This is a genomic window from Clostridium sardiniense, assembly GCF_016907995.1.
Lineage (GTDB): Bacteria > Bacillota > Clostridia > Clostridiales > Clostridiaceae > Clostridium > Clostridium sardiniense.
This window is the reverse complement of sequence record NZ_JAFBDA010000001.1, coordinates 192,206-217,728: the sequence shown is the minus strand read 5'-3', so window position 1 is coordinate 217,728 and position 25,523 is coordinate 192,206. Positions and strand designations below refer to the sequence as shown.

The following is a 25,523-nucleotide window of genomic DNA, read 5'->3' as shown; positions in this document are numbered from 1 at the left end:
TATATATAATTAATTTGTATTAATCTTCTATTTTAATCATTTGTTTACAGTGTGGGTTGCTTAATATTTACAAAATTAATATGCAGTTTAAATAATATTTATATTCTTTAAATTATTAACATTAATAAAATAATTATGTTTTAAAATATCTCTCTCTTTGTTTATTATTTATTATTGTTTTTTATTATTATTTATTATTTACTATTGATTTCGCCGAATTTTTCTCTTATAATATTTTTAAAGGCATCATTATAGCGTCATAGGATAATGCCTAGCGTAATATTTTATGGGCCGGCAAAAGTACTAAGTCATAAAGAAAATCACTTAGTACTTTTCTTTATGACTTTCATAATATACCCATATAATCAATATAAAAATCATTTATTATTTTTATTAAATTAATGTATAATTATTTGATTTTAGATTATTTATTCTATAAAATATTATTAAATTTATATAGATTGGAGTTTTTATATTGTTTAACAAAGAAAGATTAGATGAAATATTAAATATCTTGGATAATGAAGGGAAAGTTAAAGTTAAGGACTTAAGTAAAAAATTCAGTGTTACAGAAGACTGTATTAGAAAAGACTTAAAGCAATTAGAACAAATGGATAAACTTCAAAGAACTTATGGTGGTGCTATTCAGCTTCGTAAATCTAAACAAATTTATGAATTCTCTGATCGTAAAAAAATAGATCTTTCTAAGAAAAATATAATAGCAAAAAAAGCCGTAGATATTATTGAGGATAGAGATACAATCTTTCTAGATTTATCAACTACTAATATTTTAATTGCAAAACTATTAGCTTCAAGTAAAAAGAGAGTTACAGTTGTTACAAACATGCTAGATATAATAAATATTTTATCTAGTGAAGATAATAATATAATAGTAATAGCTACTTCAGGAATATTAAGTAAGAATTTAAATGGATTTGTTGGTCCTGTTACAATTGATCTTATTAGAAGATATAAATTTGATAAATCCTTTATAGGCAGCTCTGGAATTGATGTTTTTGATAAAAGTGTTACAACTTTTGATATTGAGGATGGAATAACTAAAACTGCAATAATTGAATCTAGCAAGAAAACTTTCTTAGTTATGGAAAACAAAAAATTCTATATTGATGGTAATTATAAATTTGCAACAGTAGATGATATTCAAGGAATAGTAACTGATACTATTCCAAATGATGAAATTGTTAATATATTAAATGAAGATAATATAGAATTATACTAAAAGTATATTTAAATAGATTGTATATGAAACTGTATTTATAAGCCATATTAAATACATTCCTCTACCACTATCAATTACATAGTTTGGAATAGATAAATTTTGTAAAAATTAAGAAAATTATAACATATTTTATCTAAATAAAAAAGAGCTTTTAAAGCTCTTTTTTTTACCATTTTTATTCATGCATTTAACAATATTTTTCCACAAATAATATACTACATATATAATTATCTTTACTTAAAAGTCTTATCTAAATAATCTATAGCAGACTGATAATTTGTTGATAATGTAAATACGCTAATCATAGGACCTTCAAAACCACTATTTTTAATTTGTCGAAAAATTAGTCTACGTAATATATGTAATCCTAATTGTTTTCTGAATATATTATAGTCTTTAGGATAAATATTTATAAAAGGAATTCCTTTATATTCAACAAACTTATATCCTTCGAAAATATCAATATTTAAAGAATATTCTCCCAATATTGAACAAGAAGTTATTTTTTCTTTATCAAATATAATACAAGGTTTATTTTTTCTTAATATTACTACACTCTTAAAAGTATAATATATCAATATCAAAAAAACACACAATATTGCCATAAAATAATAAGGATTAAATGACAATTTATTATTACTAATAAAATAATAAATTAAATATAGAAATGACATAATAGCTATAGGTCCTATAGAATAAATTAAAAATTTAATACGATTATGTTCATAAGGTATTTCTACTGTATCCAAATTTTACTCCTTTTTTTAAATAGTATTATTTCTAAATTTAGAAATAATACTATTTTTAGTTTGAATTTTAATGTTTATGATAATCCACCAAGTATTCCACCTACAAGAGCACCAACTGTACCACCTACAACTTCTCCACCAAGAGGATCTATAATAGCCCCAACATAAGCACCTGCTTCAGCACCAGTTTGTGACCAATACCATGCTCTACGAGCAGATGTTCCACCATTAATTTCTTCTAATTCATTTAATTCTAATTTTTCCATTTATAATTATCTCCTTTAATAAATATTATTAAAATTAAACGTTTAACTTTAATAAGATATTACAATAAAATTTATAAATATATCAAATAAATTAATTTATAAATATCTCAAAAAAATTTATTAAAATAAATTGAATTTAACACTCTAATAAAAAAAAACTCACCATTTATTTCATAATTAAATGATTTTCATAGTAAAAGTATATTTATTTTAAAATTTATTTTATTTAATTACAGTATTTACTTTTATTTGTGCAATACTTTAACTTTTTAATTTTACTAACTTCTCATTATTATTTTTAATTTCTAAGTCTATTTAAATTATTTGATTTTTTAATTTATTATTTTTTTCTTTTATTACCTGATCCTTATTATTTTCTTTATTTGATTTTTCTAATTATATATTCCTTTTAAAAAAGAAAAAAATAATAAGTATAGCATTCAAAATGCTATACTTATCAATTAAATTTTAATATTTCTTTCTTAGAAATTAGCTAAAAATACTCCCTTTTTCTATCCTTTAAGCTTCACCATAAGCATTTGCAAAATATAAGAAACCTACCTTTTTAACTTTAAAATTATATATGCCAAATCCATTTCTATCTGTAAACCCTTTATTTTTAACACTATATATTTTAGAATTATCATCTTCTAATGTTACTTTATCTAAATTATGCTGAAATTCATTAAATTCTATATCTGCTATAATTGATTTTATAAAATATCCTTTAAAAAATAAATCACTTCTAATTGAAGCTGAAGGTGTCAAATGACTTAAAATAAAAATTACAGCTATAACTAAAATACCACTTATTATCATTTTTATTTTTCTCTTACTTATAATTTTCCATCTTCTTTTATCCCCCATACTATAATCCTATCCCCCTTAAATAAAATTATCCCCTATAAAATTATTTATGCTATATAAATACAACTTATTATATTTAATTCTTTACAAATCTTATTTACTATACCCATAAGATTAATTTTAAATAATAAATATATCTAAAATATATTATTATAAATTTTTCTCCTATAACTCTTTGAAAATTATTTCACTATGGCTTATACTTAATATTAATGGTAAACCATTTTTTTACATATATCAATTTAAAAGGGGTGTTCTATATAGAAAATAATGAAGTTAAACAAACTACTAATGATAATAGGAACGTTATAGTAAAAAAAACTGTTAAGTCTGGACTTTCTTTTGGTTCTTGCCTAGCAATGATAATATCTTATACTGCATGGCATTCAATACCATGGGCAATACTACATGGATTAATGAGCTGGCTATATGTTATATATTATTTAATTAAATATGTATAAAGTCATTATATAATTAATTTATAAAAAACTCTCACTAATTCTTAAATTTTAATAGATTCAATAAATTATTAAAGCTAAAATAAATAAAGAACTTAGATATTTTAAAGTATCTAAGTTCTTTATTTATATATAATATATTTTTATTCTAACTAATTTTTATAAACACCTTTTAATGTATCTTGATCTATAATATGACCTTCCATCTCTTTGTATAATTCATTTAAATAGAATCCATCTTTTAAATCAAGTAATTTATCTAATGCAAAAACATGAATTTCATATGTGTGAGGTGCATCTGGAGGTGCCATTCCACCATAGTAACTTGATTCTCCTCTACTTAAGTTTCCTCCAAGTTCACTATGCCAACTATTAACCCCTTGAATAAAATCTTTAGCATTTTGACTTTCATTTTCTCTAATATGGTCTTTAGTTATATTGGCTGCAACCCAATGAATCCATGTGAATCCTTTAGTTACAGGGTAAGCATCCTTATCTTCTAATATTAAAGCAAAAGACACTGTATTTGCTGGTGCATCTTCTATCTTTATAGGTAAAGAATATGTTGGCATCCCAAAACTATTAAATTCACTCCCCTTTTTACCATACTTTTCTTCAATGACACCATTATTGATGCCTGCACTGGTTACTTTCATACTATCTCTCCTTTATCTCAAGTTTAAATATTAATTAAATTACAAGACAAATAAATGTCTATATAAGCTACCCTTTTTCTTTTATATGTCATTTGCTAATTTTATAGCATGCCATATAAAATTAGACATCATCTTCATTATTTTTTTCCTCCATTTTAAGCTAAATATACACTCCAAATAAATATCCAGCTATAAATGAACTCTGCATTTTCACTATATCTTCTTTAAAATGTACATGATCTCTATAGATATCTTTTCCTAAAGTACTTGTAAATTTATAAAGATCAATAGATGATACACCATTATCCATCATGATTTTATATGCTATTTTATTGTATTTTAAAACATCCTTGTTATAACGCAAAAATCCAAACTTTCTCTTGTTGTGAATTTCATCATCAACAGGAGTTGTTGTAATCCAAAATACCTTTTTAGCCATCTTATTAGCTAATCCAATAACCTCGTTTAAGTTCTTTTCATAAGTCTCTTCATCTATCTGAATTTTTTTAGTATCCCTATCTACTCTTACATCATGCAACCCACAATTTAGTAACAATATTTCGTATCTAACACCTTTATCATGTTCTTCTTTCAAATACTCTAATACCATTGAACTATCACCAGCATTTGCCCCAATAGGTTTATCTAAATCCTCTATTGCATCTTCTAAATTGCTTTTTCTTCCATAGTTATATTTATTTTTAATCATGTCCTCTAAATAGGATCCATAATTTAAAGATATACTATCTCCAATAACAAATACTGTTTCTTTATTCATTTTTACTTCTCCATTTAATTCTTATTTTATAAATCATTATACATAATAAATTTGAATTTTTTTGAGTTTATCTGTTAATAAAGAAGCACCAATCTGTAAAGATTGATGCCCAAAACTTTTATAGAATGTTCTTTAAATCCTCTAATTTATGTATCTCATATGTAGGTTTTATATTAGTATCATTAACCTTTTTATCTGGATTATAAAGACAAGTATCAATTCCTGCATTTATTCCGCCTTTAATATCTGATGATAAACTATCTCCTATCATCAATACTTTACTCTTATCTCTATACTTTATACTATCTAATGCATATTCAAATATTCTAGCATCTGGCTTTGCTATTCCAATTCCATCTGAAATAATAACTGCCTCAAAGTATTTTCCTATAGTAGATTTACTTATCCTGTTAGTTTGTACTTCTTTTAGCCCATTGGTTACAATAACTAGTCTATAATTTTTACTTAATCTCTTAATAAGTTCCTCTACTCCATCAAATAAAAATGTAGACATACCTAGATATCTCATATAAGTATTACTAATTTCTTCAGCATCTCTTTCAATATTTAATGCTTTAAGTAATCTTCTAAATCTTTCAATCTTTAAATCTTTTGATGTAATTAATCCCTTCTCAAACTCTTTCCATATAAGAGTATTTATCTCTTTATATAATTTAATGCAAGCTTCTTTATCTTCCGATAAATTAAAATCATCTACACATTTTAAAAATGCAAAATTCTCTCCCTTTCTAAAATCAAATAATGTCTCATCTGCATCAAATAATAGTACTTCGTATCCCATTTTTTAAATCCTCACTCTCTTAAATACTATAAATAATTATAATTACTCATTACAAATATTTCAAACTTATTTATATAATATTATTCTATAAATTATTTATTGCAATTAGAGAATTCTACTTAATTAATTCTTTTATAATATAAAGTCTACAAATATGTTAGATTATAAAATTAATTATAATACATAGTACCTCAGCAATAATTAGTTAGAGCATACTTATGCTTGCACTTAGTGTTATCTTAAAACTATTAGTTTTTATTAAACTAATAGTTTTTTATTTTAGTTATATATTTCAATTTTGCTTATATCTTTTCTTTATTTTTAAGTTTTTCTAAAGCTGTATTTATACGCTTAATCCTTGTTTCCTCTTTTTTGGCTGACTCTATCCAATTAACATATTTTCTTTGCATTGAAAATGATAAACCATTCCAAAAACCCTTTATTTCATTATCACTTTCCATACCATTAACTAATTCCTTTGGAGGTACAACTATCCTTTCATCCTCATCTTTTTCAATAGTTACATCAATAATATCTCCAGGCTCCTTTCCAATAGTTTTTCTTATAGCTTGAGTAATTCCTATAATATAACAAGATGCCCCCATCTTAACTATTGAACCTCTATAGTTAACTCCGTCGAAAGTTGCTTTTACCTTAACTCTTTTACTTCCATAAGTTTTTTCAACATCAAATGGAATTTCAATATAAGTTCCATTTTTATCTTCTAATTTTTTAATTTCTGCTTTAAACTTCTCCATTAGGTTGTCATCCTCTCATAAAAAATTATATTTTCATAATATTATTTTGATTATATATTATAAATTTTACTTTTACTATACCATCCGTATAACAGTGGTTTTCTTTAAACTAATCAAAAGAAAAAAGGAGTATCTCTACTCCCTTTTGTAATATATTATCTATCTTTACTCTTCACCCTTTAAAATTTCTTTAGATTATAAAATTAATTATAATACATATTATTCCACCAATAATTAGTGACATCATACTTATACTTGCACTTATTGTTGTCTTAAATCTATTTCTTCCTCTATCTTTCTCCATCTTAGATATTTCAAGATTAGCACTTCCTATATATTGAGCATTATTTTGCCCAAGTCCTTGAAGTGATACCCCCATAGGATCTCCTCCAACACATGAAAAAATACCAATAATCACAAAGATAATACCTTCAATAAACAGAACATCTTTAAATACATGCTCTGTATATTTAGAGATTACAATTGCAGCAACAAATAATATAGCAGCCCATACTATTCCCCAAATTACACATTTAATTAAGGATTTAACTTGAATTTTATCCACAATAAATTACCCCCTTTTTTATTAAGATATCTTATATAATATCTTATGATAATTATGATTGAATTACCATAAAATGTATATAAATAAAAGGAGTATTTCTACTCCTTTTTATAACATATTATTATTCTTTACTATCATCTACATTTTCTGCTTTACTCTCTGTTTTAGCTTCTATCTTTTTGCCCATAAATGGCCACCAACTTGCTTCTCTAAATATTCTAACCATAGCTGGTATGAATAATGGTAGAATGACTATTGCATAAAGAAGTATTCCTGTAAGTACAACTAATGATATTTCAACAAGAGATAGAACTCCTGATGGAAGTAATGCTGCAAATGTTCCACTTAATATAATTACAGCAGAAATTATAACTCCTCCCATTACCTTCATTGTCTTAATCATACGCTCTTTAATTGGCATGCCTTCATATTGGTTAAATCTTGTCATTATAAATATAGAATAGTCTATTCCAAGTGCCATTAAAACTACAAATCCAAAGAAGGATGTTATCCATGATATTCCTGGATACCCCATTATCTTCTCTACAATAATCTCTACTATACTTAGTGAAGTAAAGTAAGTTAGTATTAGAGATGCCATTAAGTAAATTGGCATAACTAATGATCTTAATATACAAACTAATACAATTGATACACCAATAATAACAAATGCTACTGCTTTCTTGTAATCTGTATTTGCCATTAATTTAGTTTCATAGCTTGTACTAACTATACCACCAATACCAACATTAGCATTTTCAAGCTTAGTTCCCTTAACACTATTTTCTACAGTGTCTTTAAGCTTTGGTATCTCTGATATAGCTTCATTAGAATATGGATTCTCATTAAATGATACATTTATTTCTGTTAGCTTTCCGTCTGGGCTAATATATTGATTTAATGCTTTTTGGAATTCACTATTATTAAATATTTGTACTGGAACAGATATTCCTGAATCATTGTATGAAAGATTTGCCCAATCATTAATGAAACCATTAGCATATTTAAGTCCATTTTGAATTTCTTCTAACCCATTTGCACCTGATGATAATCCAGAAGATAATTCATCAACTTGATTTGAAAACTCTTTAAATCCATTCTTTATTTGAGTTTGTCCTGATTTAATTTCAGTTAATGCACTTGATATTTCAGGTACTTTACCTAATATTTTTTTGCTTCCGCTATCTGTTTTATCTAGTCCATTATCTAAGGCATCTAACCCTGTCTCTAATTGACTAATACCAGTGTTAAATTCACCTAGTCCTTTACTTACTTCAGCAGATTTTGAATTTAACTCGTTCATTGAAGTAGCTAAAAGCTTAATTCCATTGTTTAAATCATTTAATTGACCAATGGCACCCTTTATTTTACTAGCTACTTGATTTTCTATTTGCTTTTGTAAACCACCTGTTTCTTTAGCTAATTGCTCTATATAATTAACTACAGCTTTAAAGTTATTATCTCCCATAACTTCAGGATGTTTATTTATATATTCTGTTAAGTTAGAGTTAAGAGAATTAAATATTTTTTGAAGCTCTGAAGTATCTATTGCATTTGCACCTGAATTAATTTTTTGAGTAAATCCATTTAATTTACTTGATACTTCATTTAGGTTTTTCGCTACTTCTACATAGCCATTTTGTATTTCATTTTGTCCTGTTTTTAATTCTTCTAATTTACTCTTTGCATCTGCAATTCCTGATTTTAATTTATTTGTACCAGTTGTTTCTAAGTTTATACTATTAGTTAATTCATTTAATGCCTGTTGTAGTTGCTCTACCCCATCTTTTGTCTTAGATGTACCATTTTGAAGTTTTGTAACGTCCTTTTGTGCAGTAGAAAGCTGAGGTTTTGAATCATTTAATTTATCACTTGCACTACTTAATCCATCCTTAACCGTATTTATTCCATTTGTAGCTTTGTCTACACCTTTATTAACTTGACTTGCTTGATCATTTACGTAAATCTGATCTAATCTTGTGCCTTCTGGCCTTGTAACACTTAAAACTGAAGTTATATTGCTATTAGAATTTCTAATATCCTCTGATATCTTTTCTATTAATGCAATATACTCTGGCGTTTTCATATTAACATCATTTTCAATATAAATTGATGTTGTAGAAGCCTTTCCTTCACCAAAACTATCAGTTAAAATATTAAAACCTTGTTTTGAAGAATACTGATTTCCTATTTCATTTACATTATTAAAGGATTCGTCCCAGTTGTTTAATATAATAAATGGAATAGTTACAACCGCAACCATAATAAGTGTTTGTACTGGCTTTTTAAAAGCAAATAAGCCAAGCTTTCCCCATAATTTATTTTCTTTTTCTCCAGTATTCTTTTTAGAAGGCCAGAACACATTCCTACCAAGTAAAGCCATAAATGCTGGAACTATTGTAAATAAAGCTAGTACTAAAAATACTATCCCAATTGCAACAGCTACTGCACTTCTATAAAGATTAAAAGAAATAAAATTAAGTGAAGCAAATACTACAAATACTGGTGTTGCACTAAATAATACTGTCTTACCTGCTGTTTTATAGGTTGTTTTTATAGCTTCAAATCTATCTTTTCCATTTGATAATTCTGCTTTAAATCTACTTAATAATAGAATTGAGTAGTCTGTACCTATACCAAACATTATACAAATCATAAATATCTGCGTATAATTTGAAAGTGGAAAATTAAACCTATGAGCTAATATAGCTACAACATCTTGAGCCACAAGATAACTTATTCCAATTGTCATTAATGGAATAAATGGTGCAATTATTGATCTAAATACTATTATAAGTACAACTAGTATAAATACTATTGTTATACCCTCTGTCTTTTGAAGACCTTTCTGTGCTGCTATATTTACATCAGCTTGTATTAATTTACTTCCTGTAAGATAAGTCTGAACGCCTTGTGTCTTTATCTTAGATTCAAGTGCCGCTCTTATATCTTTAATATTTTCTGGAGTTGAATTTAATGTAAATAATACAATTATTGTTTTATTATCCTTTGATACCATTTGAGATTTTAACTGTGGATTATTAAAGCTATCTAATACATTTGATATATGGAGATTATTTTCATCATTTTTTAAATTATTTACAGTCTGTTTTATATTTTCTTTATTTGCGCTTGTAAGTTCACTATCTGAATGGAAAACTGCTATACAAGAATCATTAGAATTTAGCCCGTGATCTTTAGCTAATTGTTCTGCTACTTTTGAAGAATAACCATTTGGTAGCTGTACTCCTCCCTTTTCACTAACTAGTTTCGTAAGTGATGGAGAAGTTAATGTTAAAAATATTATTGCTACTATCCAAATAACCAATGGAATGCATTTTAATATCTTTTTCTTTCCATTATGTTCGCCCTTTTGCTCCATAAATCACTCTCTCCTTTTTAAATTTTTATTTAATCTCTCTTTATCATGCTTTTAATTAAAACGAATTATATACTTTTAATAATCCAGAGCTTATTATGTATTTAAATTATTACTTATTTGAAATTACATTCAAATACATAATCAGTATATCAACTGCCAAAAAAAAGTCAAAAATAGAAGAACTATTTTTACTAGTTCTTCTTAACAATAGTTTATATCTTTATTATTTTTAGAATATTTTCTTAATACTTTTTACAATTTATCAAATATATATTATCTGATATTTATCTACCTGTTATTAAATTTTCTATATTTTATATCATTACTTCAATAAGATTTCTTTATATCGTTCATATTTATATATTAATGTTCATGATAATTTTAAAGATTTAGTTAATAAAAAAAATTATTTCTCTATATTACATAATAATTATATATTGTTATGTATATTCAACTTACTTTTATCCCCGTAACAAATTAATCCTAAATCTATTATTATAAATGGAAGCATTATAATACTTAAGAAAAAATATTTTAGAGATGCACAATCCTTAACCAACGCAAAAATTATCATAAATAATATTAACACAATATGAAACTTCTTAGATACCATAATAACTACTTCCTTTCTATAATTATTAGTATTACAATAATAACATATATGGAAATTATAGATAATATAGGTGAACCTGTATTATATAGTTAAAATCATTTCATTATTAATGAATTTAGGAGGTAAATATGATAGGTACTATAGGAATAGTATGTATAATCATTGGTTTTATATTTAAGGCTTTTCCACCACAAAAAATAAATGGTATATATGGTTATAGAACTCCATCATCAATGAAAAATCAAGATACATGGAATGAGTCACAAAAATATTCAGCAAATGCTCTTATTATATTGGGTTTTATTTATCTATCTTTAGGATTTCTTTTAAGTCACTTATTTGAAGATATTAGTATTGTTTATGAAAATATAATAATTTTAATAGGGGTCATTATTATGATTCTTCTTGATGAAGTACACTTGAAAAAGGTTTTTAATAAAGACGGAAGTAGAAAAAGTTGTAATATAAATAAAAATTAGAAGGGTATCATTCATCCTTCTAATTTTTATAAAGATTTAAACATTAAATAAAGGTATAGACTAACAAAAAAGAACACAACTAAAACTTAGTTGTGTTCTTTTAATTTATTTCTTATTTCTTTTTTTTGCTAAAATCAATAACATTATACCTACTGCTATTATAATAAATGCATATAAATATTTCATCTCATAGCCAGTCTTCGGAATAATATCTTTTTTACTATTATCAATAGTTTCTTTATCCTTTGGTTTATCTATCTTATCATTTGTATTTGGTTTATTATTGTTATCCTTTGGATCATCATTTTCTTTAGGGTCTTCTTCCTTAGGCTTATCTTCTTTTATCTTAGTATTCTTAACTACTAATTCCATAGGACTTTCAGTTTTACCTAAAGTTATTTTAAATTCATGCTTTGAATTGTCTAACTCATATCCTACTGGTGCCTTTGTTTCTACAAAATAATAATCTCCTGGCCTTAAGTCTTTTACTGATATTGATCCATTTTCATCTGTAGTATATGTTCCTATCTTGCTACTATCTGGAGTAATTAAATCTGATATTCCCCTTATTATCGAATTACTATTAGTTGATTTATCATTTACTTTATATAAATCAAACACTGCACCTTCTAAGCTCTGATTATTTTCACTATCTTCTTTGATAAGATTTACTGATCCTAAAAGTATATCATCATTAGCAGTTATCTCTGGAACCTTTGATGTTTCACCTAAAATTATCTCAAATGGATATTTAGTTTGACTTAATTCATATCCAAATGGAGCTGTAATTTCTCTAAAATAATACTTTCCTGGTCTTAAATCAGTGGCTGTTACTTCTCCATTATCTCCTGTTGTAACCTTCTCTACTAAGTTATTATCTGCATCATATATTCCATATACTGCACCTTTAAGTTTTCCACCAGTTTTGCTATCAATCTTTATAAGTTTTGCTGATCCTAATATAACATTATCTTTTCCAATTGCTACCTCTGGATTTACTGCTCCACCAGTATTTATTTCAACTGATATTTTTTCATTACTTATATTGTATCCATTAGGCGCTTGTATTTCCTTAAAGTAATACTTTCCTGGTCTTAATTTAGTACTTACTATAGCTTGACCATTCTCATTTGTTGTAACCTTCTCTATAAGATTATCTGATGAATCATATAGTCCATATATAGCACCTTTAAGTCTTTCTCCATTATCTGAATCTTCTTTAACTAAGATAGCTTCTCCTTTTTCTATATCATTTTTTATAACTAACTTAGTTGTCTCTTCTGTTTTTCCTAATACTATTTTAAATTCATGTTTCGAACTATCTAACACATATCCATTTGGTGCTTTTGTTTCAATAAAATAGTAAGTTCCTGGTCTTAAATTCTTTACTTCTAATGAACCATTCTTATCTGTAGTATATGTTCCAAGATTCTTATTACCCTTTGAATATAGTTTAAATTCTGCACCTTCTAATCTCTTGCTCGTTTCACTATCCTCTTTAGTAAGATTTACTGATCCTAAAAGTATGTCATTTTTAACTGTTACTTCTGGAACCTTTGATGTTTCTCCCAAAATTATTTCAAATAGATATTTAGTTTGACTTAATGCATATCCAATTGGTGCTTTTATTTCCTTAAAGTAATATTTGCCTGGCCTTAAATTAGTAGCTGTTACTTCTCCATTATTTTTTGTTGTAACTTTATCTACTAAATTATTATCTTTATCATATATTCCATATACTGCACCTTCTAATTGTTCACCTGTCTCACTATCTACTTTTATAAGCTTTGCTGAACCTAATATTACATCATTACTAGCAGTTACTTCTGGAACCTTTGATGTTTCTCCTAAGTTTATCTCAAACGGATACTTAGTTTTACTTAATTCATATCCAAATGGAGCTGTTATCTCTTTAAAATAATATTTACCTGGTCTTAAATCGGTAGCTGTTACTTCTCCATTATCTCCTGTTGTAACCTTATCTACTAAATTATTATCTGCATCATATATTCCATATACTGCACCCTTAAGTTTTCCACCTGTTTTGCTATCAACCTTTATAAGTTTTGCTGATCCTAAAATAACTGAATCTTTTGCAATTACACTTTCTCTCGCTGAAATTCCTCCTGTTTTTATCTCAACAGGTATTTTTTCATCACTTATGTTATATCCATTAGGTGCTTGTATTTCCTTAAAGTAATAGTTGCCTGGTCTTAACTTAGTACTTACTATAGCTTGACCATTTTCATCAGTTGTTACCTTTTCTATAAGTTTATCTGATGAATCATAAATGCCATATATAGCACCTTGAAGTTTTTCTCCTGTTTTACTATCTTCTTTAACTAATATAGCTTCACCTTTTTTGATGTTATTATTTACTGTTAATTGTATTGGAGTATTAGTTTCACCTAAGGTTACTTTAAATTCATGCTTTGAACTGTCTAACTCATATCCTATTGGTGACTTTGTCTCCACAAAATAATAATTTCCTGGTCTTAAGTCTTTTACTGATATTGCTCCATTTTCATCTGTAGTATAAGTTCCTATCTTACTACTATCTGGAGTAATGAAGTCTGATATTGCCCTTATTATTGAATTACTACTAGTTGATTTATCATTTACTTTATATAGATCAAACTCTGCTCCTTCTAGTCTTTGAGCTGTTTCGCTATCTTCTTTAATAAGATTTACTGTTCCTAAAAGTATATCATCATTAGCTGTTACTTCTGGAACCTTTGATGTTTCACCTAAAATTATCTCAAATGGATATTTAGCTTGGCTTAATTCATATCCAAATGGAGCTGTAATTTCTCTAAAATAATATTTTCCTGGTCTTAAATCAGTAGCTGTTACTTCTCCATTATCTCCTGTTGTAATCTTATCTACTAAATTATTGTCTGCATCATATATTCCATATACTGCCCCTTTAAGTTTTCCACCTGTTTTGCTATCAACCTTTATAAGTTTTGCTGAGCCTAAAATAACTGAATCTTTTGCAACTGTTATTTCTGGATCTGCAATTCCTCCTATTTTTATCTCAACAGGTATTTTCTCATCACTTATGTTATATCCCTTTGGAGCTTGTATTTCTTTAAAATAATAACTTCCTGGTCTTAACTTACTACTTACTATAGCTTTACCATTTTCATCAGTTGTTACCTTTTCTATAAGATTATCTGATGAATCATATATTCCATATATAGCACCTTGAAGTTTTTCTCCTGTTTTGCTATCTTCTTTAACTAAGATAGCTTCACCTTTTTTGATATTATTTTTTACTATTAATTGTATTGGAGTATCAGTTTTACCTAAAACTATTTTAAACTCATACTTTGAACTATCTAAAGCATATCCTTCTGGTGCTTTTGTTTCTACAAAGTAATAAGTTCCTGCTCTTAAGTCTTTTACTTCTATTGATCCATTTTTATCTGTAGTATATGTTCCTATCTCTGTATTGTCTTGAGAGTATAATTTAAATTCTGCTCCTTCTAATTTCTTAGCTGTTTCACTATCCTCTTTAATAAGATTTACTGAACCTAACAGCATATCATTCTTAGTAACTACCTCTGGAACCTTTGATGTCTCCCCTAAGATTATTTCAAATGGATATTCTGTTTGGCTTAAAGCATATCCAAGTGGTGCTTGTATTTCTTTAAAGTAGTATTTACCTGGTCTTAGATTAGTGGCTGCTGTCTCTCCATTATCTCCTGTTGTAACTTTCTCCACTAACTCATTACCTGAATTATATACTCCATATACTGCACCTTGAAGTTTTTCTCCTGTTTTACTATCAGTCTTTATAAGTTTTGCTGAACCTAATATTACATCATCATTAGCTGTTATCTCTGGAACCTTTGATGTTTCTCCAAGTGTTATTTCAAATGGATACTTAGTTTGACTTAACTCATATCCAAATGGAGCTGTAATTTCTCTAAAGTAATACTTCCCTGGTCTTAAATCAGTAGTTGTTACTTCTCCATTATCTCCTGTTGTTACTTTATCTACTAAGTTATTGCCTGCATCATATATTCCATATACTGCACCTTTAAGTTTTCCTCCAGTTTTGCTATCTACTTTTATAAGTTTTGCTGAGCCTAAAATAACTGAATCTTTTGCAATTGCACTTTCTGGATCTGTAATCCCTCCTGTCTTTATCTCAACAGGTATTTTCTCATCACTTATATTATATCCATTTGGTGCTTTTATTTCCTTAAAGTAATACTTTCCTGGTCTTAACTTAGTACCTACTATAGCTTGACCATTTTCATCAGTTTTTACCTGTTCTATAAGTTTATCTGATGAGTCGTAAAGCCCATATATAGCACCTTTAAGCTTTTCTCCTGTTTTACTATCTTCTTTAACTAAAATAGCTTCACCTTTTTTAATATTATTTTTAGCTACTAGTTGTATAGTATTTTCTGCTTTACCTAAAACTATCTCAAATTCATGTTTTGAATTATCTAATTCATATCCATCTGGTGCTTTTATTTCTACAAAATAATAGTTTCCTGGTCTTAAATCTTTTACTGATATTTGACCATTTTCATCTGTAGTATATGTTCCTATCTTCTCATCATTTGATTTAAATAATGATTTTATTAGATTAACTAATCCATTGCTAGAACCATCATTAACTTTATATAAATCAAACTCTGCTCCACTTAACTTCTGAGATGTTTCACTATCTTCTTTAATAAGATTTACTGAACCTAATATTATGTTATCACTAGCTGTTATTTCTTGAACCTGTGATGTTTGTCCGAGTGTTATTTCAAATGGATATTTAGCTTCATTAACTTCATATCCAACTGGTGCTGTTATCTCTTTAAAATAATACTTTCCTGGTCTTAAATTAGTAGTTGTTACTTCTCCGTTTTCTCCTGTTGTAACCTTATCTACTAAGTTATTATCTGCATCATATATTCCATATACTGCACCTTTAAGTTTTCCTCCTGTTTTACTATCAACCTTTATAAGTTTTACAGATCCTAGCATTATTGAATCTTTTGCAATTACGCTTTCTGGATTTGCAATTCCTCCTGTTCTTATCTCAACAGGTATTTTCTCATCACTTATGTTATATCCATTTGGCGCTGTTATTTCTTTAAAGTAATAGTTTCCTGGTCTTAGCATACTACTTACTATAGCTTTACCATTCTCATCAGTTGTTACTTGTTCTATAAGATTATCTGATGAATCATAAAGTCCGTATACAGCACCTTTAAGTTTTTCTCCAGTATCTCCATCCTCTTTAATTAATACAGCCTTACCTTTTTTAATATTATTCTTTACTACTAAGTTTATAGGATTCTCTGTTTCCCCTAAAGCTATTGTAAACTCATGCTTTGAGCTATCTACGTCATATCCTTGTGGCGCTTTTGTTTCAACAAAGTAATACTCTCCTGGTCTTAAATCTTTTACTTCTATTAAGCCATCTTTATTTGTTGTATATGTTCCTATTTCTTTATTATCCTTAGAATATAGCTTAAATTCTGCTCCTTCTAACTTTTGTGCTGTCTCACTATCTTCTTTAGTAAGATTTACTGATCCAGTCTTTATGTTATTTTCTAAGTTTCCTATATTAACAACTGTTCCTATATCACTATCTTTTATAGTAAATTTCTTTTCAAAGTTATCTAAAACATATCCCTTTGGAGCTTCTACTTCTTTAAGATAATAATCTCCTGGAGCATCAACATTATGCTTTATATTTCCTTCAGAATCACTTGTTACAGTATCAATTAAATTTTTGTTGCTATCTAAAAGCTCAAATTTTGCTCCGTTTAATGCTTCTTTTGTATAACTATCAATCTTTTTAGCTTCAAAAACATATCCTTTTTTAGTAGTAACTTCATTTGTTGTCGCTTTATCTATTTTAGCTACATTGCTTATTGTTGTTCCATCTGGTACATTGCTAAAATCAGCTTTTATCTTTACTTGAAGCTTTTGTCCATAGTCTATTGAACCTTTATCATTTACTACAGTAACTTTGTTTCCATCTGCTACTTTTGCTGTAAATTCCTTTGGTACCTCAACTCCTACAATCTTTAATCTACTATCTAAATTGTCAACTAAACTTAAATAATTTTGATTAAAATATCCATAACAATCAAAGTTTATTGTATAAGTAACTATCTGATCGTCACCCTTTTTAATCTCTGTTTTATCAACTAATTTTTGTGCATTTATTGCACCTGCATTCATCTCATAATTAATTTCTGAATTTACTTCCTGTGATGTTCCATCATAAGATATTTTTGCATTATTGTTATATTCTTTATATCTATCAGTTACTTTAAGTTTGTAGTATATATAATAGTGCTTGTTTGTATCTCCAAGATTTATAGTCATTTTGTTATTGGTTGTACTTATATTACCTTTAATACTATCTGTTATCCATTTAAAGTTTCCACTTATATCTTTTTCTCCAACCTGTACACTGCCATCAACAAGCTGCATTCCTTTTGGGAAGTTATCTTCAAATATTGCATTTTTTATACTAGCATTATTAGGATTTACATCAACTGTATAATCTACAATGTCTCCTATCTTACTTACAACAAATGTGGATCTTCCATCCTTATCTTTAATTTCATTTTCACTTTTATATTCTTTAGTAATCATCCTATCATCAACTATAGGTTTAACTATTGTTGAACTATTTATAGGATCTTTTCCATATTGTGAAAGCTTTGCTGTATTTATATATTGAGGATACTCAGTATTATACTTTGCTGAATACTCTATCATATATTGTTTATCTGTATAATCTAAGTATAAATATAATCTATTAGAAGTTATATTCATCTTATTTATCATATCCTTAGTTACATCTTTTGCTGATCCACCATATGGTATTTCATAAATTTTTATAGAATCCTTTAAAAGCTCTGTGCCTTCTGGCATAGTATCATCTAAAGATACATTATGCATTGGTGCATATTTTTCATTTATATATATAGTATACTTTGTACTTTTTCCAACCACTGGTTTAGCTATATTAGCTAACATTTTATTTCCTTCCCAACCAATAGCATTTTCAACACTCTTTAATAACTGCCTATCTGCTGGATTCGGATTTGGGTTTATATTTGGATCTTCTGGTTTTGGTGTTACCGCCACATCTAAGTATTGTGTTGTACCATTTACATTTACTTCAACCCTAGCAGGAGTGTTATTATTTACATTTTTTGCAGTTGCTACTATTGACATATATCCAGCAATAGCTGTTTCTACTCCTTTACTAAATATAGCTCTTACAGTAGTTCCATGTACCTCTACATCTTTAAAATGTTCTGGTGGATATTTAGGCTTTATATTACTAAATTCATCAGGTAGTTTAAATTCTAAAACGTCCCCCTCTTTTATAGAACCCTGTCCACCAACAACTTTATATTCTAGATTAAATGTAATCTGACTTCCTGATTCTACAGTCTTTTTATCACTAGTTATCTTAACTTCTATATTAGAGTTACCTTTTGAAGTTGTTGCTGCCAAAACTGATGCAGTAGGTAAAAACATACTAGTAATCATATTAACTACCACTACTATAGCAAGAAATGCAAAAAACTCTTTTCTCTTATGACTCATATAATCCCTCCTTTTTAAATTTTCTTAAAATTCCCATAAGATAATTTCTCCTTCACTTACTCTTAAATAATCCTTTAATTATCACTCCTTTCTAAATTTTTTTAGTTTAATAAATTCCTGTTGTTCATTTCATTCTATTTGCATAAAAAAAGACTAATTTATATTTAATTTGTATAGAAAGTTCTATAGCAGTAATTAAAAAATAAATTAGTCGGTTGCACTACCAACTCCATACATTCCAAGTGCCCAAATACAGAATGTATTTCACAGTTCCTAAATATTTGTTATTTAATTTTGTTATTATATAATTAGTTCATTTATGCATAAAAAAAGACTAACTTATATTTAATTTGTATAAAAAGCTCTATCCCAATATAAAAAATAATTGGCATAAAAAGTTTTATAACAGTAATTAAAAAATAAATTAGTCGGTTGCACTACCAACTCCATACATTCCAAGTGCCCAAATACAGAATGTATCTCACAGTTCCTAAATATGTGTTATTCAATTTTTTATTATATAATTAGTTAATTTTTGTATAAAAAAAGACTAACTTATATTTAATTTGTATAAAAAGTTCTATCCCAATATTAAAAAATAATTGGTATAAAAATTTCTATAAAAGTAATTAAAAAATAAATTAGTCGGTTGCACTACCAACTCCATACATTCCAAGTGCCCAAATACAGAATGTATCTCACAGTTCCTAAATATGTGTTATTCAATTTTGTTATTAATTAGTTCATTTATGCATAAAAAAAGACTAATTTATATTTCTAAGTATTAATTTAAATAAATTAGCCAGTTACAATACAACCTCTATATATCTAAAATATAAATATACAGAGTATAATTCTTCAGTTTATAGATTTTATTGACATCATGAAATTTACTCATTTTATCAAAACCAATTCTAACACTATACAAATTTGACCTCAATACATAAAATCAGTTATTAATAATTTATTCAAATTTCTTCCATAATCATCCACCATTTATATGTTAAATTTTATTTTTGTTAAAATTTATTTAATATTAGTTGATAATTTATATTACTTAATTATCTGTTAATTATAGGACTAAATATCCAACTTGTCTACTTAATATCAACAAAGTAAATATTTTTTTGTCTTACAAGTAAAATAAATTTTGGTAATATAAATCAAATCTTATACTGTTCTATTTTAAAATTAATTATATAAAATATTAGAAGGACTTTTTCCTAAAAGAAAAAGTCCTTCTATCTACAGTCTTAAATCAGCTAAAACTTGAACTGATTTTTATTAATAATTTAAAGTTGCTTTCACTCTATCTTCTTGAAACATTTCTGCAAGCTCTTTCACTCTATTAACATCTAATTTTAATTGTTCTGCCACTTTAGTTCCGAGTTCAACATCAACTTTGTAGAATAAAGCTGCTTGTCTATATTTAATGTTTTCAACAGCATTACCAAGATGTAGTACAATATTATGAACTAAGTTAATTTTTTCTTGTGATTTAAGAACTCTTCTATAGAATTCTCCTGGTTGAAGGAAATCTATATCTTCTACATCTAGTTTATGCTTTGCTAATATACCACTTACATTTACTGCTGGTGGATTAAACTTCTCATCTGTAGATATGTCTTCAAATGAATTTGGATAATAGTTTGGTCTTGATCCTCCATTATTTAAAGTCATTTGTCCATCTCTTTGTTTTGTATTGGTAGGATGTTTTGGAGCATTAATCGGTAATTGATCATGATTAGCACCAAGTCTATATCTTTGAGCATCTTTATATGCAAACAATCTACCTTGTAATAACTTATCTGGTGATGCTGCTATTCCTGGAACAAAATTACTTGGAGAAAAGGCAGCTTGTTCAACTTCTTCAAAATAGTTTTCTGGATTTCTATTTAAAACTAATTTACCAAATGGAATTAATGGAAAATCTTTATGATACCAAACCTTTGTAACATCAAATGGATTAAAATTATACTTTTCAGCTTGTTCTGGTGTCATTATTTGAACATATACAGTCCAGCTTGGGAAGTTTCCTTTATCTATATTATTAAAAAGATCTTCTATAGAACTATCAGGATTTTCACTAGCTAGTTTTTCTGCTTCTTCAACAGTAAGATTTTCTCTTCCTAAATCAGTTTTAAATGTATATTTAACCCATACATACTCATTCTTTTCGTTATACCACATGTATGCATGGCTTGAATATCCATCTATATGTCTTATATCTTTTGGTGTTCCAGTATCTGTAAACATATAAACTACCTGATGTATTGATTCTGGATTAAGTGATAAGAAATCCCAGTACATATTTGCATCTTTTAAATGAGTTTGTGGATTTCTCTTTTGGGTGTGTACGAAATCTGGGAACTTTATAGCATCTCTAATGAAGAAAACAGGAGTATTATTTCCAACCATATCATAGTTTCCTTCTTCTGTATAAAATTTTAAAGCAAACCCTCTTGGATCTCTTGCTGTATCTGCTGTACCTGACTCACCGCCAACTGTTGATATTCTTGCAAGCACCTCTGTTCTCTTACCTACTTCTGATAAAAATTTAGCTTTTGTATATTTTGACACATCATTTGTAACTTCAAAATATCCATGTGCTCCAGCAGCCTTTGCATGAACAACCCTCTCTGGAATTCTTTCTCTTGTGAAATGAGCAAGTTTTTCAATTAACTCACTATCTTGTATACCAACATATCCTTCGTCTGTTGAAAGTGATTGATTATCATTTCCTACTGGAGTTCCAGCAGCAGTAGAAAGTATATTTTTTTCCTTCATAAATAGCTCTCCTCATCTGTATAAATTCAATACTCACAATCCATTAGCTAATAAACTTTAAATATTAATTAATAATTATTATTTGTCATTAGTATACTCCTGCAATTTTCTAAAATCAACATAAGAATTAGTATTTTAAGAATAATTAATATTTCAAAAAATAAAACTTCACTAGAATACGCTCTACTCCGCATTATCACTACATTTAGAAAATAACATTCATTTTGAATACAACTTCACAAATTCACCAATAATATATTTATAATTTTCATTCATGAATTTAACTCTATTTATAATTATAATAAAAATTTCAAAGTCAGAATTGCTTAATACATTCTTAATCAAAAACAAATATTTTGTTAATAGGATTTTCATTAATTTATATTAAAATAAAAATATCATTTTTATAAAGATAAGATACAGCTTAAATTCTTCAAAAAAGAAGCGAGCCATATAGCTCACTTCTTTTTTATTTAAATATTAAACTTTTATCTTCCCTAATCTACTTTCTATTATTTCTTGAACAATTTGAATTTCTTTAGTTGTTAAGTAAAAATTATATTCTTTTGAAGTATCTCTAAAGCTATCTTCTATGACTTCTATAATCTTTTTATTATTCTTAACATACTTCCTATCATCTTCTTCAAAGACCATTCCTTGATTTAATATAAGTCTCTCTATCATAACGCTTATATGAATATATAAAAGCATCCTAAGATCTAATGAAAATACCTTTTTAAACTTTCTTTCCATTTTACTTATTATTATATCAACTTCATTTATTATCTTATTTGGATTTAATATAGTTAATTGATTTATTATATTTTGAAGTGAGAACATCTTTGCAATGTCTCTTTTTATAATCTTAATATGCTCTTTATCTAAAAACTCTAATAATAATTTTTCAAGCTTTCTATCTGAATCAGAATTTATTAGACTTTCTAATAAGATGCAGTTTATACCGTCTATTTTCAGATTGGTTGTACTTATTATAAGCTTTACATCATACTTCGAAAAAATTTCATCATCAATTCCTTTATTAGCTAGACTTCCATATTCATAAGGGATTATATCGATATCTACATCCCCTATACACTTTAAAAGTAATTCTTTTATTTTTACAGAAGTTCCTATTCCAGAAATACATGTTGTAAGTATAGCTTTCTTTTTCTTTTTACCTTTAATAAGTCTACATTTTGATTTTTCTTCTTTTTTTATGTAATCAATTATATCTGGTATACCTTTCCCATCTATCATCTTCTCTGCAATATTTATAGCAACATTTGTTGTTATATTATTTATAACTCCAATATCACCCTGTACTATATCCTCTAAATCACTATCAATAGACAGTAGAGATTCCATATCAACTAAAACTAATGCATCTTCCTCATTATCTACTGATTTTATATATCCATTTATTATTCGTACAATCTCTTCCTTTGGCATATTTATAGGTATATCAAATGTATTAAATATAAACTCTCCAAAGTATTGATTTACTGTACTTGCAATACTGCTTGCAGTTGAATATCCATGAGCAATTATTAAGGCATTCACCTTTAAGTTATTATTCTTCATTGTAATTAAAATATATAGTGTTATAAAAAGCTTAGTATTAAAACCTATATCACACTCCATATTATTTTTAATATTTAAGGTAAGCTTATTTACCATTATGTATTCTTTAGATAATTTTCTATTTAATATTTCTTTAAGTTTCTTTTTCTCTTCCTCTGACCATGCAGAATTTAGACATTTATGTTTCATAAAAAATAAGATTATTCTACTGAATACTTTAGCAGTATTGCCATAATATTTAAGTCCATAATTATCATGAACTATTTCAAGAGATTTGCTAATTATATTTAAATATTCTTTCTCCAAAATATCATTTTTAGCAGGATTTTCACTATATACAATACTGCTTAAACATTTATTCATTATTATACTAATCTCTTTTCTAATTTCTTTTAAGCTTAATCTATTTTCATCATATTCTATAAGTAAATTACTTATAGACATAAATTCATTATATATAACTCCTTCAATAGATCCATCTTTTATTTCACTACTCTTTTTATTTCTATACTTATTTAATGTCTCTCTGTGAATAAATTGTACAGGTCTACTTTTTATTTTAATAACTTTATCTTCTGCTACTAAAACGTTTAAATAATGGCTAACAACATTTCTTCTTAAATTCAATCGTTCTGATATTTCAAGGGTTTCTACTCCACCACTTCTATTAGATTTAAATGCTTCATCTGTTAGTTCTGCTAAACATATCTCAATTTTTTCTTTATTACTCAATTTTGTCCCCCCATTATACTACGGTTAAATCTATCCTTTATTTAAATTATTATTTTAATTTAATCCTTTTCATTTGAAATTATATCATCTATCAAGTAAAATATACAGTGCTTATTATATTAAATGATAAATCCTTAAGTCTTACTTCGCATAACTATATATATCTACAATTAACACTCTAATATTATTATAAATTAATCATATGTAAACTTCTTATAAGCTTTTAAATTAAAATATCATATACAATAAATAAATTCTTAAACAATATAATAACCTCTTAATCACTACTCTAAATAAGCTAATCATTTAAAGCTTTAATATTCAGCATAAAAATTAATTTTAATAAAAATAAATAGGAACATAATGTTTCTTATATTCTTAAAAATTAAAAGATTATAAAAAATATTATGCTCCTAAATAAGCTATAAAAGTTCATTCTATAAACAAAACTTATTTAATACTTCTTTTCTTTTCTTCCAGTCTGGCATTACCTTAGTTAAAACCTCATAGAAAGCTTTACTATGATTTGCTTCAACTAAATGGGCAAGCTCATGAGCTATTACAAATTCAATACACTCCATTGGTGTTTTCATAAGTTCACTATTTAAAGTTACTCTTTTCTTTACTGGATTGCAAGATCCCCATCTACTTTTCATTTTTCTAACCTTTATATCAACATGTGGAATCATATAAGAACCAAATTTCTTAAACATACTTCCATATATAGAGGTGAATACCTCTAAGCAACTCTCTCCATACCACTTGCTTAAAAGTGTATTAACTCTTTTCTCATTATCCTTATCTTTTAAAAATACATAAATATCATCTTTTCCTCGCTTTATATATTCTTTTTCACTCTTAACAGCCTTAACTTTATATACCTTTCCAAGATACCAAATACTATCTTCGCTAGTTCTATCCTTTTCTTTTTGAATTGATTCTCTTCTCTCTTTAAACTTCTCTCTATGTCCTATTATCCAAGGCATTTTTCTCTTTAAGAAATCTATAATATACTCTTCATCAACCCTAGGATTTGCTGTTACTATAGTTTCTCCTGTTCCTTTAACTCTAAGGTTTATATTCTTTACATTTTTTCTTATAAGAGTAAATGTAATAATCTCACCATTATGAGTTATGTTAAGCTTTTTCATTTTCTTCTCCTAATAATATATAAATTTATTTTCACTTATATATTATAACTTTAGATAATAATTATCAAT

The 25,523-nt window shown here is 26.7% G+C and carries 16 protein-coding genes and 3 riboswitches; of the genes, 3 read left to right on the top strand and 13 right to left on the bottom strand.

Annotation, left to right across the window (positions count from 1 at the left end; translation table 11 throughout):
• The first annotated feature begins 475 nt into the window (after positions 1-475).
• Positions 476-1,240 (top strand): DeoR/GlpR family DNA-binding transcription regulator, encoded by a 765-nt coding sequence (locus tag JOC62_RS00835; protein ID WP_204593262.1) that lies wholly within the window; start codon positions 476-478, stop codon positions 1,238-1,240.
• 233 nt (positions 1,241-1,473) lie between these two features.
• Here JOC62_RS00835 and JOC62_RS00830 read toward each other — a convergent pair whose 3' ends face one another.
• From JOC62_RS00830 to JOC62_RS00820, 3 genes are all read right to left on the bottom strand, one after another.
• Entirely contained in the window at positions 1,474-1,989 is a 516-nt protein-coding gene (locus tag JOC62_RS00830; RefSeq protein ID WP_204593261.1) for a hypothetical protein, read from the bottom strand.
• Between the two features lie 74 nt (positions 1,990-2,063).
• On the bottom strand, positions 2,064-2,255 hold the full coding sequence (locus JOC62_RS00825; protein ID WP_204593260.1) for a Blp family class II bacteriocin: 192 nt from the start codon (positions 2,253-2,255) through the stop codon (positions 2,064-2,066).
• Positions 2,256-2,774: 519 nt separating this feature from the next.
• A complete protein-coding gene (locus JOC62_RS00820; RefSeq protein ID WP_204593259.1) occupies positions 2,775-3,122 on the bottom strand; it encodes a hypothetical protein in 348 nt (115 codons plus the stop codon).
• Positions 3,123-3,373: 251 nt separating this feature from the next.
• Here JOC62_RS00820 and JOC62_RS00815 point away from each other — a divergent pair, with 251 nt between their 5' ends.
• On the top strand, positions 3,374-3,583 hold the full coding sequence (locus tag JOC62_RS00815; protein WP_207758135.1) for a hypothetical protein: 210 nt from the start codon (positions 3,374-3,376) through the stop codon (positions 3,581-3,583).
• 149 nt (positions 3,584-3,732) lie between these two features.
• Here JOC62_RS00815 and JOC62_RS00810 read toward each other — a convergent pair whose 3' ends face one another.
• The 6 genes from JOC62_RS00810 to JOC62_RS00785 form a co-directional block, all read right to left on the bottom strand.
• Positions 3,733-4,236: a YbhB/YbcL family Raf kinase inhibitor-like protein gene (locus JOC62_RS00810; RefSeq protein WP_204593258.1), complete on the bottom strand. Its 504-nt coding sequence runs from the start codon at positions 4,234-4,236 to the stop codon at positions 3,733-3,735.
• A 160-nt stretch (positions 4,237-4,396) separates the two neighbouring features.
• The gene (locus JOC62_RS00805) at positions 4,397-5,014 is read right to left on the bottom strand and encodes an SGNH/GDSL hydrolase family protein (RefSeq protein WP_204593257.1); all 618 of its coding nucleotides are present in this window, start codon (positions 5,012-5,014) and stop codon (positions 4,397-4,399) included.
• A gap of 118 nt (positions 5,015-5,132) precedes the next feature.
• Positions 5,133-5,816, bottom strand: coding sequence for a YjjG family noncanonical pyrimidine nucleotidase (locus JOC62_RS00800; protein ID WP_204593256.1), 684 nt, complete (start codon positions 5,814-5,816; stop codon positions 5,133-5,135).
• A gap of 302 nt (positions 5,817-6,118) precedes the next feature.
• On the bottom strand, positions 6,119-6,574 hold the full coding sequence (locus JOC62_RS00795) for a YdeI/OmpD-associated family protein (protein ID WP_204593255.1): 456 nt from the start codon (positions 6,572-6,574) through the stop codon (positions 6,119-6,121).
• Between the two features lie 190 nt (positions 6,575-6,764).
• The gene (locus JOC62_RS00790; RefSeq protein ID WP_204593254.1) at positions 6,765-7,139 is read right to left on the bottom strand and encodes a hypothetical protein; all 375 of its coding nucleotides are present in this window, start codon (positions 7,137-7,139) and stop codon (positions 6,765-6,767) included.
• 121 nt (positions 7,140-7,260) lie between these two features.
• Positions 7,261-10,521 carry an MMPL family transporter gene (locus JOC62_RS00785; protein ID WP_204593253.1) on the bottom strand — a complete coding sequence of 1,087 codons (3,261 nt, stop codon included), beginning with the start codon at positions 10,519-10,521 and terminating at the stop codon, positions 7,261-7,263.
• 741 nt (positions 10,522-11,262) lie between these two features.
• Between JOC62_RS00785 and JOC62_RS00780 the strand changes: the two genes are divergently transcribed.
• Positions 11,263-11,613, top strand: a complete 351-nt coding sequence (locus JOC62_RS00780; protein WP_204593252.1) for an SdpI family protein — start codon at positions 11,263-11,265, stop codon at positions 11,611-11,613.
• A gap of 105 nt (positions 11,614-11,718) precedes the next feature.
• Here the strand turns inward: JOC62_RS00780 and JOC62_RS00775 are convergent, their stop codons facing one another.
• The 4 genes from JOC62_RS00775 to JOC62_RS00760 all read right to left on the bottom strand — a co-directional run bounded on the left by JOC62_RS00775 (position 11,719) and on the right by JOC62_RS00760 (position 25,454).
• Entirely contained in the window at positions 11,719-19,203 is a 7,485-nt protein-coding gene (locus JOC62_RS00775; RefSeq protein WP_204593251.1) for a SpaA isopeptide-forming pilin-related protein, read from the bottom strand.
• 200 nt (positions 19,204-19,403) lie between these two features.
• A riboswitch (cyclic di-GMP riboswitch) is annotated at positions 19,404-19,487 on the bottom strand.
• A gap of 133 nt (positions 19,488-19,620) precedes the next feature.
• Positions 19,621-19,704: riboswitch (cyclic di-GMP riboswitch) on the bottom strand.
• A gap of 133 nt (positions 19,705-19,837) precedes the next feature.
• Positions 19,838-19,921, bottom strand: a riboswitch (cyclic di-GMP riboswitch).
• A 566-nt stretch (positions 19,922-20,487) separates the two neighbouring features.
• Positions 20,488-21,990, bottom strand: coding sequence for a catalase (locus JOC62_RS00770; protein WP_204593250.1), 1,503 nt, complete (start codon positions 21,988-21,990; stop codon positions 20,488-20,490).
• Between the two features lie 480 nt (positions 21,991-22,470).
• Positions 22,471-24,303 carry a PRD domain-containing protein gene (locus tag JOC62_RS00765; RefSeq protein ID WP_204593249.1) on the bottom strand — a complete coding sequence of 611 codons (1,833 nt, stop codon included), beginning with the start codon at positions 24,301-24,303 and terminating at the stop codon, positions 22,471-22,473.
• 437 nt (positions 24,304-24,740) lie between these two features.
• On the bottom strand, positions 24,741-25,454 hold the full coding sequence (locus JOC62_RS00760) for a M48 family metallopeptidase (RefSeq protein WP_204593248.1): 714 nt from the start codon (positions 25,452-25,454) through the stop codon (positions 24,741-24,743).
• Positions 25,455-25,523 lie beyond the last annotated feature (69 nt).

Coding starts and splice junctions, on each gene's coding strand:
- JOC62_RS00825 (WP_204593260.1), bottom strand. CDS start 2,255: ATGGAAAAATTAGAATTAAATGAATTAGAAGAAATTAATGGTGGAACA.
- JOC62_RS00820 (WP_204593259.1), bottom strand. CDS start 3,122: ATGGGGGATAAAAGAAGATGGAAAATTATAAGTAAGAGAAAAATAAAA.
- JOC62_RS00810 (WP_204593258.1), bottom strand. CDS start 4,236: ATGAAAGTAACCAGTGCAGGCATCAATAATGGTGTCATTGAAGAAAAG.
- JOC62_RS00805 (WP_204593257.1), bottom strand. CDS start 5,014: ATGAATAAAGAAACAGTATTTGTTATTGGAGATAGTATATCTTTAAAT.
- JOC62_RS00800 (WP_204593256.1), bottom strand. CDS start 5,816: ATGGGATACGAAGTACTATTATTTGATGCAGATGAGACATTATTTGAT.
- JOC62_RS00795 (WP_204593255.1), bottom strand. CDS start 6,574: ATGGAGAAGTTTAAAGCAGAAATTAAAAAATTAGAAGATAAAAATGGA.
- JOC62_RS00785 (WP_204593253.1), bottom strand. CDS start 10,521: ATGGAGCAAAAGGGCGAACATAATGGAAAGAAAAAGATATTAAAATGC.
- JOC62_RS00780 (WP_204593252.1), top strand. CDS start 11,263: ATGATAGGTACTATAGGAATAGTATGTATAATCATTGGTTTTATATTT.
- JOC62_RS00775 (WP_204593251.1), bottom strand. CDS start 19,203: ATGAGTCATAAGAGAAAAGAGTTTTTTGCATTTCTTGCTATAGTAGTG.
- JOC62_RS00770 (WP_204593250.1), bottom strand. CDS start 21,990: ATGAAGGAAAAAAATATACTTTCTACTGCTGCTGGAACTCCAGTAGGA.
- JOC62_RS00760 (WP_204593248.1), bottom strand. CDS start 25,454: ATGAAAAAGCTTAACATAACTCATAATGGTGAGATTATTACATTTACT.